The 18381-nt window shown below is 54.3% G+C and carries 13 protein-coding genes; 10 read left to right on the forward strand and 3 right to left on the reverse strand.

Annotation, left to right across the window (positions count from 1 at the left end):
- The first annotated feature begins 555 nt into the window (after window positions 1-555).
- From LVD10_RS08740 to LVD10_RS08780, 9 genes are all read left to right on the forward strand, one after another.
- Window positions 556-945 carry a hypothetical protein gene (locus tag LVD10_RS08740; RefSeq protein WP_232941423.1) on the forward strand — a complete coding sequence of 130 codons (390 nt, stop codon included), beginning with the start codon at window positions 556-558 and terminating at the stop codon, window positions 943-945.
- Between the two features lie 146 nt (window positions 946-1091).
- Window positions 1092-1607 (forward strand): YcxB family protein, encoded by a 516-nt coding sequence (locus tag LVD10_RS08745; RefSeq protein ID WP_232941422.1) that lies wholly within the window; start codon window positions 1092-1094, stop codon window positions 1605-1607.
- Window positions 1608-1778: 171 nt separating this feature from the next.
- Entirely contained in the window at window positions 1779-2582 is an 804-nt protein-coding gene (locus tag LVD10_RS08750) for an NYN domain-containing protein (RefSeq protein WP_237063150.1), read from the forward strand.
- 139 nt (window positions 2583-2721) lie between these two features.
- Complete coding sequence (locus tag LVD10_RS08755; RefSeq protein ID WP_237063152.1) at window positions 2722-3339, forward strand: RDD family protein; 618 nt, start codon at window positions 2722-2724, stop codon at window positions 3337-3339.
- A gap of 217 nt (window positions 3340-3556) precedes the next feature.
- On the forward strand, window positions 3557-4009 hold the full coding sequence (locus tag LVD10_RS08760) for a hypothetical protein (protein ID WP_237063154.1): 453 nt from the start codon (window positions 3557-3559) through the stop codon (window positions 4007-4009).
- Window positions 4010-4089: 80 nt separating this feature from the next.
- Entirely contained in the window at window positions 4090-4569 is a 480-nt protein-coding gene (locus LVD10_RS08765; protein ID WP_237063156.1) for a hypothetical protein, read from the forward strand.
- A 395-nt stretch (window positions 4570-4964) separates the two neighbouring features.
- Entirely contained in the window at window positions 4965-6353 is a 1389-nt protein-coding gene (locus LVD10_RS08770) for an amidohydrolase family protein (RefSeq protein ID WP_237063158.1), read from the forward strand.
- A 323-nt stretch (window positions 6354-6676) separates the two neighbouring features.
- Entirely contained in the window at window positions 6677-7192 is a 516-nt protein-coding gene (locus tag LVD10_RS08775; protein ID WP_232941416.1) for an ArsI/CadI family heavy metal resistance metalloenzyme, read from the forward strand.
- A 14-nt stretch (window positions 7193-7206) separates the two neighbouring features.
- Entirely contained in the window at window positions 7207-7827 is a 621-nt protein-coding gene (locus LVD10_RS08780) for a sigma-70 family RNA polymerase sigma factor (protein WP_237063172.1), read from the forward strand.
- 87 nt (window positions 7828-7914) lie between these two features.
- Here LVD10_RS08780 and LVD10_RS08785 read toward each other — a convergent pair whose 3' ends face one another.
- The 3 genes from LVD10_RS08785 to LVD10_RS08795 form a co-directional block, all read right to left on the reverse strand.
- Window positions 7915-8481: a spermidine synthase family protein gene (locus tag LVD10_RS08785; RefSeq protein ID WP_237063174.1), complete on the reverse strand. Its 567-nt coding sequence runs from the start codon at window positions 8479-8481 to the stop codon at window positions 7915-7917.
- Window positions 8482-9015: 534 nt separating this feature from the next.
- Window positions 9016-12915 (reverse strand): X2-like carbohydrate binding domain-containing protein, encoded by a 3900-nt coding sequence (locus LVD10_RS08790; RefSeq protein ID WP_237063176.1) that lies wholly within the window; start codon window positions 12913-12915, stop codon window positions 9016-9018.
- Window positions 12916-13455: 540 nt separating this feature from the next.
- Complete coding sequence (locus LVD10_RS08795; protein ID WP_237063178.1) at window positions 13456-16359, reverse strand: TonB-dependent receptor; 2904 nt, start codon at window positions 16357-16359, stop codon at window positions 13456-13458.
- 336 nt (window positions 16360-16695) lie between these two features.
- Between LVD10_RS08795 and pgi the strand changes: the two genes are divergently transcribed.
- Entirely contained in the window at window positions 16696-18375 is a 1680-nt protein-coding gene (pgi, locus tag LVD10_RS08800; protein ID WP_237063180.1) for a glucose-6-phosphate isomerase, read from the forward strand.
- Window positions 18376-18381: the final 6 nt, after the last annotated feature.

Consider the following 18381-nt stretch of genomic DNA (forward strand, 5'->3'; position numbering starts at 1 on the left):
CGCAGGAACAATCGGCCACTTCGTGGCCTGGACCTCCAAACCGCTACGCGGTTTTCCGGCCTGTGCTGCGAGCGTTAGGCAAAAGTAGCCATGAATTTATCATCAATAAATCAGAAAAATGAAATACGCCTAGAACTTAAAATGTGTGGTTATGCGGACGACGAGGACTGGTTCAAAGAAGTCCGAGTGTCAGTAGACATGAAAGGCCAACACAATAGCGTGCAATCAGATTTTCTTGCATATTTGCGTGATGGAAAAGACGATGAAGTTACTGATTTTATCAAAGGGCTCCATGAGCTATTTGGGTCTAGGCAGGGAAAAGTTGAATTTCACTTAGAATAATTGGGGTCAGATCAACATTTTGGCACTGGATTACTCAGAATAAGAGCGTGCCTTAAGCCTGATCTGGCCACACTTATGTGACTAACCCTGGGGCTCTTAAATACATACAAAAGAATCACAGGCAACCAGAATCCGATCCTGAGCCCACCGGTACTGGGCACTGCTCCGTACCGCCGGCCCACCAAGACGTTAGGCAAGAAAAAAGGAACTTCCATGATAATTTTCATCTATACCCTACTGATAGTTGCACTGGGGATTGGCAATAAACTTATCTTAGGACTGTCGGGGGCCTATCAACCAGTTGATTTTATAAAAGATCTTCCTTTAATTGTTCTGACATACTTTGGTCTATATGCGATCTGGGGCCGAGCAAGAGGAAAAAGGTACATATCACAGAGGTTCTGGCAGATCTATTTTGTGTTGCTTGTCATTAGTGTGCTGGCTATGCCGCTTTTAGACAAAGATATTGCATCTGCAGCGCAAGAGGTAAGCGTAGTGCAAGCCCTGGTCGGATATTTGGTGGTATCTGCTCTGATGATTCCCTATTTCTGGGGCTTATATAAGTATGCTTATTCTGCCAGTAGCATCTGGAGATCTTCCTGACGAGGCCAAGCAAGGGCACACCAGCGAGCTGGTGTTGGCGGCGTACTGGGAATGTCGTCCCTCGCGGCTGTGTTCCTCGCCCACCAGGGTTGGAGAAGTCCCAAAACACCTTTCTACAATCCCTGGGGCAAGGTATAACTTCAGACATGACAGGCAACCAAATACAACCCGTGGCTCCCGTGCAACCGTTTAATACCCAATTTACGCTATCCCGCGAATACCTTGCCGAGTGTTTCGACCAGTCTTTGCCCCACGGTAAAGGTGCCAAACCCAACTACCTGTTCCCGCTATTACTGTTTGCTGCCGGTGCTGGCATACTGTCGTTCACAGAGCAGCCCAAGGTCGCCGGTTACATATTGATCGCTTTAGCGATTCTGGAGCTGCTGCATATTCGATTCCGGCGCGCCTGGTGGTTGACACGGCAGATGTGGGGCAAGGGTGCGGGCGCCGAAGTGCAATTAACTGTAGATGATCACGGTATCCAGACCCAGACAGCCCATACGCAAACAGCGCTATTGTGGCCTGATATAGAGCGCGTCATTGAAACCGATTTGGGACTGATTCTGGTGGCCAAATCCGGCGGCCGGCAGTACTTGTCCAAATCGCTGTTTCCTGCTGATTTGGTGCCCGAGATCATTGCCAGGGCCAATGGAGAAGCTTGAATCAACTCCAGGCACGGCCAGGAGAATTCGTGCACAGCTCCGCCAAACTCGATACACCCATGGATTCAAAGTAGAAAAATAATTGGGGTCAGAGTTGGATTTTGGCAGGTAAGGAATCATTAACCAACCCCTACTGATTGAGCGCCCGGAATAACAGGAGCAAGGAAGGCAATGAAAGACCTCGATGACCACAAGAAAATCGCTGTTTTGATCGATGCGGACAATGCCCAGTATTCCAAGGTCAAGGCGATCCTGGACGAGATTTCGGCACACGGCCATATCGTCATCAAGCGCGCTTATGGAGACTGGTCCAGCGACAACCTGAAGAACTGGAAGAAATCCCTCAACGAGCTGGCCATCCAGCCGGTGCAGCAATTCGCCTACACCACCGGCAAGAACTCCACGGATGCCTCGATGATCATCGATGCCATGGACCTGCTCTACTCCAAGCGCTTTGATGCCTTCGCCCTGGTCTCCAGTGACAGCGACTTCACCAAACTGGCCGCCCGCCTGCGCGAGGACGAGATGTTCGTGTTCGGCGTCGGCGAACGCAAGACGCCTATTTCCTTCCGCAACTCCTGTGATGACTTTATATTCACCGAAAACCTGGGTGGCGATGACGAGCCCGCAGAGTCGAAGGCAGCGGACAAGCCGAAAGCACCGGCAGCCAGGAAGGGCCAGAGTGATCCGGAAGAGCTGATCCCGCTACTCACCAAGGCCTGGGAGCAGTTCCAGGACGATAGCGGCTGGGCCAACGCCTCTGCGGCAGGGAGCTTCCTGAAGCGCTCGATGCCGGATTTCGACCCGCGCTCCTACGGGGCCGCCAAGTTCTCGCAGCTATTGGAGAATTTGAAAGGAAAGCTGGAAATCACGAAAAAGGAAGGCAATGGCAACCAGATCGCCTATCGAGTGAAGCGCACCAAACCCAAAGCCAAGCGCCGAACGAGCACATCCAAGGTAGAAGAACATGCGTGACTTTACAGTAGAGTTTGCCGATCCAGGCCAGCATTCTGGCTCTGGGCGATAAGACTATTTATCGGACATGTTTATATACAGCCGATATCAAAACTGTTGTACGATAATGAATAATTAAGAATAAAAAGCTAAACAGGCAATGGAAATGGATAGCTGTCCTGATTTCAAAAAATATAACTTCCAGCAGCTACAGGAAGCCTACTCCGGTGTGAACAAGGATATCTACCCGGAACGGGCCCGGGAGATACTGCACAGGATCGAACAGAGAAAGCGCTCCCACCCGGAAGAAGTGCCGGTCCCGAAAGTAGGCACTGCCGGCCGGACCGAGCGTTTGCTGGCTGCCTTTCTTGACGGACTTGTCATTATGGTCGCCTTCATACCGGTGGCCATCCTTGTTGGCACGAAATACGCGGAGAATAACCCGGTGATGTATCCGCTGTTCCTGCTCACATATGGCTACCTCGCCTTTCTATTGATCAATAGTTCACTGCTGCTAGAAAGGGGACAAACAGTAGGCAAGAAAATACTCGGCATCTCCATTCGAGATATGGAGGGCAAGATCCCCGATTTTGATACGCTCATTTTCTACCGGCCTTTGCTCAAGACGGCTTTTGCGGTCTTCTCCCCTTTAGACGTTATCAACAAATTGTTCATTTTTCGGGCGGACAAGCGCTGCATTCATGACCACATTGTGCAAACCAGAGTAGAGTACTTCCAGGACGGTATGAATGGGCATTACAAAGGTATCCGGAGGTGATAGTCCTCGGCAAAAGATGGTCCATGCACTATAAAATCGTATGCCCAAAATCCCGCATGGCCGAAACGGAAGACATGGCTTAAACATGACTGAAGCAATAATCAGCATGGGAAAAGACGACACAAAATCTTTAGCGTATCGCACCTCTTCTTAAATTTTACCTGACAGGATCTTTAGCGCAGCCGTTATAGACGGCCTGCTCGACCACTGCACCACAATGGACATCAAAGAGAAGTTAAGATCACTTAACCGTGGCGATTACGCGTTTTTAACAATAATCATTGTCCTGATGGTAGCACCTGCATCCTTTGCACTATATGTTTTTTATATAGAACTACTCCAGGCCTCATCACCTTTGGAAATCATTTTAATTAGCCTTGCAGTGAGTATTCCATTCATTTTCTTTAATGGCATCATCGCTCTTACCATCAGACTTACACACAACAAAGAAATTAATGAATTGGCGATTAATTCATCACTAATATACGGTATGACTGTCTCGCTCCTGGTTTTATGCCTTGGCGCAGTATTCGCAGAGATTCTAGAGGGAGAATTAACTTCTGGGATTCAAACCGCTGTGGTTATCAATGTAGTATTTTCACTGTTAACAATACCGTTTTACTATGGCTACTCAAGCGAGCCTGATAACGTAGCAACCAACCCCCCCTGATTAAAAGTGGGGCACCACGCTATCCAATAGTGTTCCCCGTATCATCAGAGTAGAAGCTCCGTCATTAAGGACGAAATGAAATGAATATAAAGGATTTGCTTCAACCGAAAAACGCACGGCTACTTATCCTCTGTGTAGCCCTGATAATACTGGGACGATCGGTCTATTATCTAGTGTTCGACACCCCGCTCGCCTTATTTGATGAAAGTCAAAGCCAGGTGCCAATTGATCGATTATTCGATATACAAGTACCCATGGCGCTGATGACGATATTTTGGCCCGTAGTTTTCGCAATCTGCAACTCCTTGCATAAAAACCTGAGGATAAATAGGGAAGCATTTTTCTTTGTCCTCATCGTCCATGCTACTTCCTGCACTCTAGCGGCATTCATCATACTAGCTCAGCCCCACACGTCGATTCCAGGCGGCCTTTATCCTCAGGGTGAGATACCCAAAATAGGGGTTGTAATTTCTGTCCTGGCATTAACGCTTGTATCGACACTGATTTCTAGCATCTTGTATTTGAGAGGAAGATCACTTTTCGAAGCCGAGGCTAACTAGAGGAAGGCGATATAAAGAACTGTTGAGGCCAGGTTAAGATATTGTCCACCAGTCCCGGTTAGTAGAGTGCTGGGAGCAATAATACCAGGGAGGTCAGTGAAGGATCTGGAGGATCCATAAGTAAATCGTCGAATCAATGTTACGCCCGGAACCGGATGCCCGGGCTGGGCTTCGCAGTTTTTATGGCCAAGCGCCCAGGTTATCCAGGATAACGGCCTACTTACTGAAGTTAGTAGCACCCACACGCAGCAGCCCAGCACAATCTGATCGTGCCAGATTTCTTCCTGCCACAGGCAGGATGTGAAACACCGAAACGGAGAACCAGTGTGAGAGCCAATTTCTACAGCTTGCTCAGCACTTTCCTGCTATTCGCGCCCCCGGGGTGTGCGGTTGCAATGCCCGCACCGGTAGTCATCCGCGATGTTACCGTGGTCAATGTTGAAAGAGGTATCGTGGAGCCGGGTAAGGATGTAGTTATTCAGGGTGACAAGATCGCGTCGGTGGAGAAATCCAGCCAAGCCACTCCCCGCGGGGCGCAGATAATAGATGGGAGCGGAAAGTACCTGATCCCCGGGCTGTGGGACATGCACACCCATACAGCCTCGGATACCATCAGCAGAGAGTCGATCCTGCCCGTATTTATCGCCCACGGTGTCACCGGGATTCGCATCATGCTCGGTGACTGCCCCGAACCCTGCGCCCGATACGATGCCCCTATCTCGACCATTCGGCAGTGGCAGGCGGATATTCTGGCCAACCGCCAGGTGGGCCCGCGGCTGTCGTCGGCAAGCTTTACCGTCGGTGCCTCGGCGCCTGACCAGGAAGAGCACGATCCATGGAGGCCCGCCACGGCCGAGGAAGCCCGGTCATTCGTGGCAATGGGGGGCGGGCGCGGTGTGGATATGATCAAGGTCCACAACCTTGTCCCGCGGCCGGTATACTTCGCCCTGGCGGAGGCCGCCCGCGAGCACCAACTGGACCTGGTCGGCCACGTGCCCCGCTCGATCACGGCGTCCGAGGCGGCCCGGGCCGGCCAGAAGTCGATCGAGCACCTCTTTGGCATACTGGAGGAGTGCGCCGGCCAATCGCCGGCAATCCGCGATCGCCTGCGGCAACAGCTGAATGGAGATACCGCTTACAGCGCATTGAAGGAGATGGCCCGGCGCTATGATTCCTCACAGTGCCGTAAGCTCTTCAAAACCTTTGTCGAGCAAGGGACCTGGCATGTGCCGACCCTGGTGCTGTACAGGCATGAGCGGGTCCACTCCTGGCCCGCCAACCCTGATAACCGCTATATCGCCGCTCCCCTCCTGGAGGAATGGAAAGACTGGCAGGCGTGGGAACTGGCTTTCTTCGGTGAATCGCCGGACTCCGCATGGCTCCAGGCGGCACTGGCAAGAGTTACTGACGAGATGCAGGCGGCAGGTGTGGGCATACTGGCCGGGACCGATGCCAACTGGTGGGGGATATACCCCGGGTCCAGCTTGCACGAAGAGCTGGCACTGTTGGCAGATGCGGGACTGTCGCCGGCGGAAGCACTGCGCGCGGCCACCCTCAACCCGGCCGCCTACTTCGGCCGTTCCAGTGAATTGGGTACTGTAGAGGCAGGCAAATACGCAGACCTGGTGCTGCTCGAGGCAAACCCGCTGGAGAGCATTACCAACACCCGCCACATCCATACCGTCCTGTTCAACGGCGAAATTTACGGGTCCTCGGCAATAGGGCAACTGCTCAGCGAGGCGGAGCGCTTCGCCTCCCGTACAAAACAACAACCGGAAATCTGAGCGCGGGGTAAATCACGCTTGCGTTACGCGACTCAATTTGTTCAGCGGCTTGCCGCGCCATCACATGATTGCAGCCAGGGTCGATAACGGTCTGGCTCACACCGCCATGGGGCCAAACGACCGGTGAAATTGCCCGACCCTGCTGGCTGGAGGGCGGGGGCCGGCGTCACCCACGCCATGCAGGAAATTCCGGGATAGGCAGTCCCGCCGGCGCAAATATAGACCCCTCAGCCTGGAATTTTGCGACCTTTTCCAGATCTCCCGTCTATAAGGCTGCATCGCAGAGGATGCATTGCTATCTTCAATTTTGACAGGATCAGGAAATGAAGCGTTTTCACGTGCACATCGCGGTCAATAATCTCGCCGGAAATATTACTTTCTACAGCAAGTTATTTGGACAGGCCCCGGACAAAGAGAAACCGGATTACGCCAAGTGGATGCTGGAGGACCCGCCACTTAGCTTCGCTTTGTCTTCCCGAGGCCATGCCATTGGTATCAACCACTTCGGTATACAGGCCGACTCCACCGAGGAACTGTCGGAACTCAGGGCCCTCGCCGATTCCGCTTCTGGCTTTTCGGCTGTCGATCAGGGCGACACGGCCTGCTGCTATGCACGGAGCGAGAAACATTGGACGTTTGACCCCCAGGGGATTGCCTGGGAGCACTTCTACACCATGGCTGATCTCGAGACTTTTACTGAAAGCACCGCCCCCCAGAAGGAAGCCTGCTGTATCCCGTTAAGCGCCACGGGAGATAGTGCAGACGGCCACGTTGACTGCTGCCTTCCCAATGAGGCGGGCACAGGCGAGGCAGAGTGCTGTAGGCGAGGTTTACCTTGATGCCGCAACAGCCCATGGAAACTGCAGACGTGGCCTCTTCAGGGCTGCGTCACAGCCTGAGTCGCTATCTTCGCCGGCGCCTGCCCGATCATGCGCCGGTGGAGGACCTGCTTCAAGACCTGCTTGTCAAGGCCCTGGCCGCAGACCGGGATGGCAGGGAGATAAACAACCTGGTGGGCTGGCTCTACGCCGCTGCCCGCTCTGCGGTGGCGGATTACTACCGCAGTCGGGGCGAGAACATGCAGGAGCTCAAGGAGGGTTATCCCGACCTGGAACAGGAGGATATCAGCCTGCACGCGGAGCTGTCAGAGTGCATGATGTCATTCGTTGCCCAGCTCCCCCCCTTATACCGGGAGACTATTCTGGCAAGCGATATAGAAGGTGAGACGATGCCTGCGATCGCCGCGAGAATGCAGGTCTCAGTCTCCGCAATCAAAAGCCGGGCCAGCCGTGCGCGTGGCATGCTCAAGAGAAGACTGTCGGCCTGCTGCCATATAGAAACGACTGGCGGCCTGGTCAGTGACTACCACGCCAAATCAGAAAGTTGCTGCGGGAGTGAGAAGCCTGTATCGAGGATCAATCCAGGGATGGCGACATTACGGAACCCGCATCAACCAACGAAGAATACTGGATGACCCTGCTATTGGTAGATAAAAGTCCTGACGCTGAAGCAACCAGGCAATCCCACACGAGTATTCTTCAGTTCCATCGCCTCTTGCATATTACGCGGTCGTTTTCTTTGCCAGAAAAATGGTATGCCGCGCCCCCTTCCCGGGGCGCTCGCGCACGGTCTTGACCTCGACCCTGAAGCCGGCCTTCTTCAACCGGTTGACATACATGCTGTCAGGCCCCGCCGACCATACTGCCAGCATGCCGCCCGCAGTCAGGCTCTCGTAGATACAGCTGGTGCCCTCAAGGGAGTACAGCCAGTTGTTGTCGCTCTGGGTCAGCCCCTCGGGGCCGTTGTCCACATCCAGCAACACCGCATCGTATTCACTGTCATCCCTCTCCAGCAGCTCTCGCACATCGCCGATATGCACCCTGGTGCGGCTGTCATCCAGGGGCCGGCCGGCACAGTCGCCCAGGGGGCCGCGGTTCCACTCCACCACCTCGGGGATCAGGTCGGCGACGATCACCTCGGCGCTGGGCGGCAGTACCTCCAGGGCGGCGGCCAGGGTGTAGCCCATGCCCATGCCGCCCACCACCACCCGGGCATTCTCGCTGGTCTTCAGGTGGGCGCAGCTCAGCAGCGAAAGCTCCCGCTCACTGTTGAAGCGACGACTGTTCATTAATTCGCCACGGGGACCGGACGGAGAACTCCTGGTCGTCAAAGAGCCAAACCGCAGAGTGCTGTAACAAGTACGACTAACGCCAACAGCACGCCGAAATGGACGAATAGGTATCCGCATGCCAGGATGCTCCGGTCGAGAGCGGCAATGGCTATGAATGGGATACAGTTGCCTCACTGCACGCAGCCTGAGGAGGGCTCCCGGACCAGTAGGGGCGTAACCTGCACCAGCGAAAGAAGTCAGCTACAGAACCATTGGCAACACCCGGCGCCAAAACGAGCTTCAGGTGGTTTCGTGCGGATTAAGTGACCGCGACTGTCTCCATCTGTTTATAGCCCCATTGTTGGTTGCCAACATGTCTATCTCCCAATTTCGACAACCGTATCCGAAGGATACGACCCGGCAGAGGCTATATAGCCTGAAAAGAGCTCCCCCCGTGAAGTACCTGCACCCGCACTGGAAGCCCATAAAAAAAGCCGCAGCGAATCCATCCGCTGCGGCCCCATTTTTGACCGGTTATTCGACCGGGTGTCGTTACTGATTCAGCGACTCGTAGTAAGCAGAGCGATCAATCAGCAAGTCACACACGGGCTTATGCAGGTCAATATGGATAATATTACCCTCCTTGTTCGCACCCGGGGCACCAGTTTCAGTGAGCAGCTGCTCTTCCGGTGTCATTGCACAGTACATCTGGAAGCCGTCGTTATTGGCCGTCCAGCCGCCGGTTGGCTCACCATAGGGACCAGCGCACCACTGACACGCATCCAGCGGCGTCTCGCCATTGCCCCACTCCAGGCCGGAGAGCTGCCAGGCGTGCATACCGCCAATGGAATCCTTGTTTTCCTCGGCCCTCGCATACCAGTCAACAAACTTCTGGTAACGGGTCTGCAAGTCTTCCGCAACGCTCGCCTCAGATGCGACAGGCCAGCTGAACTCGCCGATGTAGGTCGGCTTGTTAAGTACGCGCCCTACTTCCGCAAGCTGGTCGATATTGGCCAGGGTTTCTGCATCTGACATATTCCACCAGGTCGGGTACAGGTGCGCGCTGATCGCATCGATGGTGGGCAAGTCATTGACGTACTGGATAAATTTGAAGTCATCCCCGGTACCATTGTGGCCGAACGAAGACTCCGCGCCGATGGACACCAGGTGATTAGGTGCTAGCGTCTTCAGCAGGCTGGAAACATCACTCGCCCATGCCTTGAAGATCTCGGCATCACAGCCACTGGAACAGCGCGGCTCATTCGCCAGCTCCCACATCATGATCGCAGGATCTTCAGCGTATGTGTAACCAGTGAGCGGGTTGTGATGCTGCAACAGCTCAGTAATAAAGGCCTTGAACTTCTCCACCGATGACGGCGTGGAGTAATGCGGGGCACCATAGGAGTCCAGGTTGCCGAAGTAGTCCCAGTGATCCGCCAGAGAGAGCACCAGCTTGATGTCGTATTGATGCGCCAGAGCGACATAGTTGTCGAACAGCTCAAAACTGCGATCGACGATAGTCTGCTCTTCTGCGGTACGGTTCGCTTTGGTCAGCAGGAACTCACCACCGGATTCCATGTTGATACAAACACCATCATGGGTTTTGGTGTCGTTGCAGAACATCCAGGTCCGGACCGAGGTCATACCCAGGAAGTTGGCGCGCTTGAAAAAGTCCTCCGCCATGGGTTCCGGCTTGTACATCAGGTAGTACTGGTTGGAGCCATTGAAATAGAACGGCTTGTTGCCCAGCACAAACTGTGAACCCAGGGTATCGACATAGAATGGACCGGGCGCTTCACCCACCTGTACTCGCATAGTTTCCGTGAGACTGGTTCCGGCGACACCGAACTTCAGGTCATAAATGCCATCACCCGTGGTGGGAATTACCAGCGGGCTTGCGCCGCTATAGGCTTGGGTGCTGCCACCATTAACTGAATAGGTCAGGTCCCCACTGGCATCCTTGCTAAAGTCCACAACGATATCAGAACCACTGGTCAAGCTATCAAACGACTGCGGGCTTGTAATGTCGAGGCTGCCACGGAAGTTAACACACAGGTTGTGCAGGCTCGCCCAACCCCAGTCGCCGTCGCGGTTGATCATGCCGATACGATGCACGCCAGCGTCCAGGTTGTGGATGAACTCCATATCCTGAGGACTAGTTGGCGAGACATCCGGCCACACCATGTTCGACCTGCCACCATCATTCAACATATAGGAGACGATCTTGTCACCGCCTTCTGTGCTGTACGTGAGCAGAACCTGGTATTCCCCTGCTTTATCCAAGCTGACGGTCCAGTAACCTGCACTACCGACGTTACCGACAATTTTAGCTCGTCCTTGTTCGATCTTGGCGCCACCCTCAAGGGTAATGGTACTGAGATCGAAGCAATCACCGGTGAGCGCGTCCATCGCGGTTACCGAGAATTGGGCACTGGTATCGCCGTGTACACTGCTGGTGAACAGTGCCGAATAGCTAACGGTCTGGCCGCCAGTCAGAGTGGCAACGTAGGGTTCATTCAGGGTAAGTACATCCGCGCTATAGCTGTAGTCGCCGGTTTGCAGCGCGACACCATCTGCTTCAACACCCGCGAACTCAAAAGATCCCGCAGTCAGGTCAAAACTCAATGCGGTGGGCGCAGAAACATTCACAGTCTGGCTGTCAGGAGAAATAGACGGCATCACCATTGGTGGAGTGTCTACCCGCAGCTCGAAGGGTACAGACTCACTGCCCAGATCTGCGTCATTAAAGCCGGCTGTCAACGCATAAGTGCCTACCGCAAGGGTGCTGATGTATCCAGCCTCCAGCGTCAGGGTTGTACCACTCAGGGTGTAATCCGACCCCTGAACCAGAACCGTGCCGCCATTATTCACACTGGAGAAGCTGTAAGAGCCACTATCAATGCTATAGCTGGCGCTGGCACCAGAGCCCGCTTCCACACTGACGCTGGAAGGAGAAACCGATGGCATAACAACCGGAACACTGTCTATGCGCAACTGGACAGACAGAGACTCACTACCCAGCTCGGCATCGTCAAATGCGGCGGTTAGGGTATAGCTGCCCACTGCCAGGGTGCTGACATAGGCCGCGTCAAGAACCAGGCTTGTGGCGGTGACGGAATAATCCGTACCCTGCTGCAATACGGTTCCACCATTATTCAAGCTGGAGAAACTGTAAGAGCCGGCGTCCATGCTGTAGCTAACACTGTTACCAGAGTCGACCTGAACACTAATGCTCGAGGGAGAAAGCGAAGGCATGACCACCGGCTCGCTTTCTACCAGCAGCTCAGCGGATACCGCGCTAGTGCCAAGCTCGGCGTCTTCAAAGTTGGCTGTGACCGTATAGCTGCCAGCGGCAAGCGTACTGACATAGGCTGCTTCCAGAGTCACGTTCGCCGCGCCTACTGTGTAGTCGGTGCCCTGCTGCAGGGTGGCACCATCAACGCTCAGACTCGAGAAACTGTAGGACCCTGAATCCAGGCTATAGCTCACGCTGCTGCCGGAACCCGCCTGTACCGTCTGGCTGGCCGGGCTGATCGTGGGGTCAACCGGGGGGTCGGTTGGATCATCCGGTGTAATTTCTGACGAGTACACCCGGACATTATCGAGAAAGATATACCCCCAGTTACCTTCACTACCGTCTACACCAATCACCTGATCACCGGCGCTCATATTGGCCGTGATGGAAACGGTTTGAATGGTGTCGGTTTGCGGCGTCATCACCGACTGGGTATTGCCACCGACGTAGAAGGTATTGGTTTTTTCACCATAGGGAGCGGTGTAGTCAAACTCGACCACATATTCCCCAGAGACAGGCGCATAATAGAGCCACTGGGCCTCGCCCTTTTTGAGCTCGATCTGGCCATTGGTAAGCACGGAATCATACGTGAGCACCGCATCTTCCGGAGTCAACGTGGTCACTTGATGCGTTACATCCACCACGTCGATGTCGACCATCAACGGCGCAGCAGCGGCGAAATTGAGCTGGAAACTATAGTTGCCTACGCCCAGTGCACTCAGGTAAGTCGCCGCAAAGGTGAGATCGTAGCCATTGAGACTATACGCACTTTGATCAAGCGTGTTCGCCTGTGTGATGTTGTCTACTGACAGGAGTGTGTCGCCATCCGTGTTCAGTGTGAATACAACGTCACTACCACCATTGATATTGAAAGAACGCGATAGCGGCGAAGCTACTGGTATAGGATCAGAGGGCTCCCCGTTGTCACATTCCTCGAGGAACTCCCAAGGTCCCCATTGATCCGTCCGGTCCGGGGGCGTTCCCTTTACCCACCACTTAGACTTGAAGTGGGCACTCTCATAGGTCACAGATTCATGTCCCGTGTACTGGAGTTCCGGATCCCAATCCGGCTCTGTACACGCTGCGGCATGAGCACCAACAGGTGTGGCCAACATCGTCGCAATCAGCAACGAAAGGCCATTTCTTACTTTTATCATTTCACTCACCATCATTTTTATTGGCATTTCAAGAGAGTGAGTTGACTGTTAACTGCGACCACTGTCGATTGAACGCACAACGGCGGCACAAGCGAAAACTGACTGCCCAGCAACTCTGCGACTCGCACAATGCAAATCGCGGATCGCGACGGTGCTACCGTCGCGCAATGTGACGGGGGAACGGTTATTGCCCCACCCGACCATTGTTTTCAGGCATCGGCCACCCGCCCTCTGCACAGGAATGCGCACAAGAAAAGAAATCGGTGACACGAAAATTTATTTGATACGAAATTAAACGCTGCTGTATTACAGGCCCTATTTCTTATTCATAGAACAGAGCGTCAAAGAGGTCCGGCTTCCTAAACCTGAAAACCTATAGCCCTGAAATTATTATTAGAATAATTCTTCAAAAATGCCTCCGGATAACCGGAGGCCAATAACGAGAGTCCAACGACTTCGAAAGGGAGAGACAGGGCCACACCAGGTGTGGCCCTGAGGACTGCCCACGCCGCTCAAACGCAGCCAGCCCTAGCACATCGATCAGAACTTGGCGCGAACACCCAGTGTATACCGCGGCTCATAGGCATTGCTCCAAGCCTTCTGATCTTCCCACTGGAGGTAATATTCCTCCGTTTCTCCTGTGAGATTGGAGCCATTTAGATAAACAGTGACATCGTCATTGATATCGTAACTGACGGAGGCATCCACATAAGCAGTGGGGGCTTGCATCAGTGTCAGGCCTTCAGTACCCCACACCTGATTGAATGCCACCACTCGCTCGCTGCGATAGTTGTATGCCAAGCGAGCTTGCAGACGTTCCCCCTCGTACCAGCCCACGAAGTTAGCCAGTCGCTCGGAATTGTCGGCGAATGGAAGATCTTCACCGTCAATATCCTTATTGCCTGAATCACTCGGCGAGTAGGTGTAGTTCGCATCCACACCAAAGTTACTCCAGACACCGGGCAGGAAGTGGAATGCCTGCTTGAAGGAAAGCTCAAGACCCGAGAGTTCACCACCATCACCCTGCACATTGGTCTGAACATCGGTACTGCGGCGCACTACGCCATCCTGATCGGGAAGGTCCATGGACACAGAGCCACGCTCGATGAAACTCTCAATGTCGACAAGGAATAAACCGGCACTAACCATTCCAGAGCCGATGTAGTACTCGAGCGAAAGGTCGAAGTTATCCGCACGCCACGGATCCAGATCCGGGTTGCCGTTAGAGCTGGCAGAAATAACCTCAAATACACCAGTATCCGAATTGATGGCGTAGGTCGGGGAAAGACCACCGCCCCACTGCTCCAGATTCAACGGGGACATGGTTTTGGCGTAGGCGGCGCGCAGTTTGACATCTTCACGCAGATCGAACGCAAGATTTAGAGAGGGCAATACATCCGTGTAGGAACGACTGGTAACAAACTCACCATCATCCACTTCCGGGGCACCGTAGCCCCGCGAATTGCCCACAATACGCTGACCAACTTCCAAGTCGGTTTCTACTACACGCAGACCAAAGTTACCGGTTACCGGCACGCCTACTTCTGCGGCAAAATTTGCCTGAACATATGCGGAGGTTTCCTGCAGGTTCACAGCGTAGGACTGTCCCGGGATGATGCCACGCTCATTGTTCGGATATAGCGAGTTATGGAAAGCCACTACATTTTCCATGGCTTCCGGACTCAGCGCGTAGACCCCCGGGATACCGGTAGCACCGCCAAAATCGGTCACCCACTGAACATCTCCACCAAAGGAGGAGAGCGGAATCGGCACACCTGCCGTATAGAAAGTACCGTTGCCATCACCGAAGGAGCAGGAGCTGTCACTCATTACCACGTCGGTTGCCTTCCAGCGCACCAGGCAGCCATTATCGCCAATCGGCGCCAACAGGTGATATTGCTCGTTTTCGGCATCCCGATCGGAGTAGCGCACACCACCGTCCACTGACTGGAGGAAACCGGCATCATCAAAGTTGAAGGAACCATCAAACCGCGCAACGGTCATTTCCCCATCGCGCTCGTAGTTATTTTCTGAAGACAGGGCGCCTACCGCGTAGCTATCCAGGTTTCTCACCAGATCTGGCACACCGCTCCAGCGCGGTGCGTCGCCGCGGTAATCCACCACAATGCTCTGGAATGGGTCGGAGTAACCGCCTGGGTTACTGGCCTGAGCCCCACCCGGGTAATTCGGGAACTGCACACCCCACTGACTGCCATCCGCCATGTCAATGTCCATGTAGCTATTGAGGTTGCTCTGCTCTGCTCGCCCATGGACCAGTCGGGCGCCGCCGGTAAAGGCACCACCGTTGTCGTAATTGAGTTCAATGTTGATATTGCTAGACTCGGAAACCGTTCCTTTTACCTCGGAGTAGGACTTAAGGCGGCGCCCATCTGCCTGATAAACCTGTGTGGCCTGGATGCCATCGGCACCTTCTCTGGACTCAAGTGGTGCGGCCCAACCCCACTGCTGCCACTTGTCAGAAATGGCAATACCTGCGCGGCGGTCTTTTTCATCCATATCGGTGAAGAAGAAGTCGGCAGCCAGACCAAAACCATTCCCGAGGTCAGCCTGGAAGGAACCGTTAAGACCAAAACGCTCACGCTCGGCAAACTGGTTGTAGGCGGTGTGCCCCTGATAAGCGACAAAGCGATCATCGATGTCGCCGTCGCCATTCACATCAGTACCTTTATAATTCCAGTTGTCCGTTTCACTGCCCGCTTCGGGAGGCATACCGGACCAGCCCGCATCGGAACCGCCACCGGCCATACCGTTGTAGTAGTTCGCCAGGTTTACATTGGCGACGGATGCGGACAACAGCACCCCAACCTGATCGTTATTCCACGCAAACAGCCCTGACATCGAGCTGTCAGTTTCGCTGGAGTCACGGCCAGTCTGCCCTTCGGCAGAAAAAGATGTGGTGGTTCCACTGTCAAAATCCATCGGGCGATGGGTACGCAGATTCACCATACCGGTGATACCACCGGAGAGTTTTGAGGCGGTCGGCGATTTGTACACATCCGCACCGGCAAATAGCGGCGCTGGGACATCATTGAAATTCGGCTGTACCGTGGTTACCGAGCCGGCTCCGAGGTAGGACTCGCCATTCAGCGTGGTCATTACCTGAGGCATGCCACGCACGTTGATCGCCCCACCCTCACCGGCCGAGCGGCGAACCTGAACACCAGTGATACGCTGCAGCGAGTCGGAGATGGTGACATCCGGCAGCTTGCCGATGTCCTCCGCCACGATTGAATCCATGATGGAAGTGGCGTTGCGCTTGGTATTAATCGCAGTTTCCTGAGACAGTCGAATCCCCTCCACCACCACTTCTTCAATTAAACCGGACCCTTCCTGTGCGAACACAAACTGAGCACCCAACAGCCCATAGGCCGCAACGCTTGTAGCCAGAATCGCTTGAGCAAACGGCAGTTCTTTTGCCAGCATTTTGTTTTCCCTCAATTATTATCGTGTAGTGACTGCGCGCCACGGGGGCGCGGCCAGGGCGAACGACCACTTCGCCTCGCCGTCATTGCGACAGGGACAAGCTCGCAATGTAACCGGTTACACAAAAAACGTGACAATTTGATCATCCAGCTCAAGTTGATGTAACCGGTTCCACTTCAAGATATTACAAGCACCACCCGAGTGCAAACTTTTTCCTCCCTTGCGCCAATAAAAGGCAAAAATTGACGCCAAAAGATGTAACCGGTTACACAGTGTGGTTGAATAGCATGCTGCCCCCCTCTGAAGGCATCAGAAGTGCCGGGGAATAAGTTCCAGATGATACAGACCGAGGTAATCGTGAGCATTCCAGAAACAGCCACTCTAATGCAACAGCTGAGTGCAGAAAAAAAGCGACTCTCAGACACAGCGATGACAACCCTGTTCGAGCTCGACCCTGATCGCGGGCGGGCACTGCAAATACAGGCTGCGGGGCTGTATTTGGACTTCTCAAAAAATAGGATCGATCAGGGCGCAATGGCGGCTCTCTTTGCACTTGCCCGAGCCCACGAGCTGGAAGCGCGTAGAGACGCGCTGTTTCGTGGAGACCCGATCAACACCACCGAGCAGCGCCAGGTGCTGCACCCGCTCCTGCGCGGGGCGATACCGGGGCAGGAATCCCTGCGCGCTCAGGTCGACGAGACCCTCGCGCGCATGCAACAGTTTGTCGATGGCGTGCATAGAGGTAGCATTACCGGCGTCACGGAAAAGCCCTTCCGTACCGTGATAAATATCGGCATTGGTGGTTCACACCTGGGCCCTGCCATGGCCTGTCGCTCACTGAAACCCTATGCGAAGCGAGATCTGGAGGTTCAGTTTGTCTCCAATGTGGACGCCAGCGATATTTCGGAAAAACTGCGCAACGCTGACCCTGAAACTACCCTGTTTATCGTCGCCTCCAAAACCTTCACCACCCAAGAGACGCTTGCCAACGCGTACACAGCGCGCGACTGGCTGATGGAGAAGACCGGGCGTCTCGATGCCATCGGACAGCACTTTGCCGCCATTAGCACCGCCACCGACAGGATTGCGCAATTTGGCATCCTTTCCACACACACTTTCCCGATGTGGGACTGGGTTGGCGGCCGTTATTCTATCTGGTCAGCCATCGGCCTGCCCCTCGCGCTGGCGGTCGGTTACGAGCAGTTCACCGAGTTTCACCGGGGAGCAGCGGCAATGGACCAGCATTTTCAACAGGCTCCGCTGGAAGAGAACATGCCGGTTATTCTGGCGTTGTTAAGCTTCTGGTATCAGCGTTTCTGGGGCGCGGATACCCAGGCACTACTGCCCTACGATCACTATCTGGGGGACTTTCCCGGTTACGTGCAACAGCTGGATATGGAGAGCAATGGAAAATCTACTTCACTGCAGGGTGAGTTTCTACACCAGCCCACGTCTCCCATCATATGGGGAGCCGAAGGCACCAACGGTCAACATTCATTTCACCAACTTCTACACCAGGGCAATCTGCTGATTCCGGTGGATTTCATACTGCCGTTGTGCTCCCACAACCTCCTCGGCAACCACCAGGATCTGCTGGTGGCCAACTGCCTGGGGCAAAGCCGTGCGCTAATGGTGGGCAAATCACTTGAGCAGGCGATCGCCGAACTACTCGAGGCGGGGATGGAAGAGACCGCCGCGTCAGCACTGGCACCGCACAAAACCATGCCCGGTAACCGCCCCAGCAATACCCTCACCATGGATGCGCTGACACCGGCATCCCTGGGTGCACTGATCGCACTGTATGAGCACAAAGTATTTGTACAGAGCGTTCTCCAGAACATCAACGCATTCGACCAGTGGGGAGTAGAGCTGGGGAAGCAGATATGCGCCGCCCTGGTCCCCCACCTTTCCAACGAGAACGCCTGCGACGCTTTTGATAGCAGTACCAACCGCCTTTTGAACCGCTATCGTAGTACGAGAAACATGTCGGTTGACAACAACCCAAAAAACCGATGAGAGAGT

The organism is Microbulbifer zhoushanensis, from assembly GCF_021729055.1.
GTDB classification, from domain to species: domain Bacteria; phylum Pseudomonadota; class Gammaproteobacteria; order Pseudomonadales; family Cellvibrionaceae; genus Microbulbifer; species Microbulbifer zhoushanensis.

Bases quoted from the DNA above. Each gene is read 5' to 3' on its own strand.
- LVD10_RS08740 (WP_232941423.1), top strand. From the start codon at position 556: ATGATAATTTTCATCTATACCCTACTGATAGTTGCACTGGGGATTGGC.
- LVD10_RS08745 (WP_232941422.1), top strand. From the start codon at position 1,092: ATGACAGGCAACCAAATACAACCCGTGGCTCCCGTGCAACCGTTTAAT.
- LVD10_RS08750 (WP_237063150.1), top strand. From the start codon at position 1,779: ATGAAAGACCTCGATGACCACAAGAAAATCGCTGTTTTGATCGATGCG.
- LVD10_RS08755 (WP_237063152.1), top strand. From the start codon at position 2,722: ATGGAAATGGATAGCTGTCCTGATTTCAAAAAATATAACTTCCAGCAG.
- LVD10_RS08760 (WP_237063154.1), top strand. From the start codon at position 3,557: ATGGACATCAAAGAGAAGTTAAGATCACTTAACCGTGGCGATTACGCG.
- LVD10_RS08765 (WP_237063156.1), top strand. From the start codon at position 4,090: ATGAATATAAAGGATTTGCTTCAACCGAAAAACGCACGGCTACTTATC.
- LVD10_RS08770 (WP_237063158.1), top strand. From the start codon at position 4,965: ATGCCCGCACCGGTAGTCATCCGCGATGTTACCGTGGTCAATGTTGAA.
- LVD10_RS08775 (WP_232941416.1), top strand. From the start codon at position 6,677: ATGAAGCGTTTTCACGTGCACATCGCGGTCAATAATCTCGCCGGAAAT.
- LVD10_RS08780 (WP_237063172.1), top strand. From the start codon at position 7,207: ATGGAAACTGCAGACGTGGCCTCTTCAGGGCTGCGTCACAGCCTGAGT.
- LVD10_RS08785 (WP_237063174.1), bottom strand. From the start codon at position 8,481: ATGAACAGTCGTCGCTTCAACAGTGAGCGGGAGCTTTCGCTGCTGAGC.
- LVD10_RS08790 (WP_237063176.1), bottom strand. From the start codon at position 12,915: ATGATAAAAGTAAGAAATGGCCTTTCGTTGCTGATTGCGACGATGTTG.
- LVD10_RS08795 (WP_237063178.1), bottom strand. From the start codon at position 16,359: ATGCTGGCAAAAGAACTGCCGTTTGCTCAAGCGATTCTGGCTACAAGC.
- pgi (WP_237063180.1), top strand. From the start codon at position 16,696: ATGATACAGACCGAGGTAATCGTGAGCATTCCAGAAACAGCCACTCTA.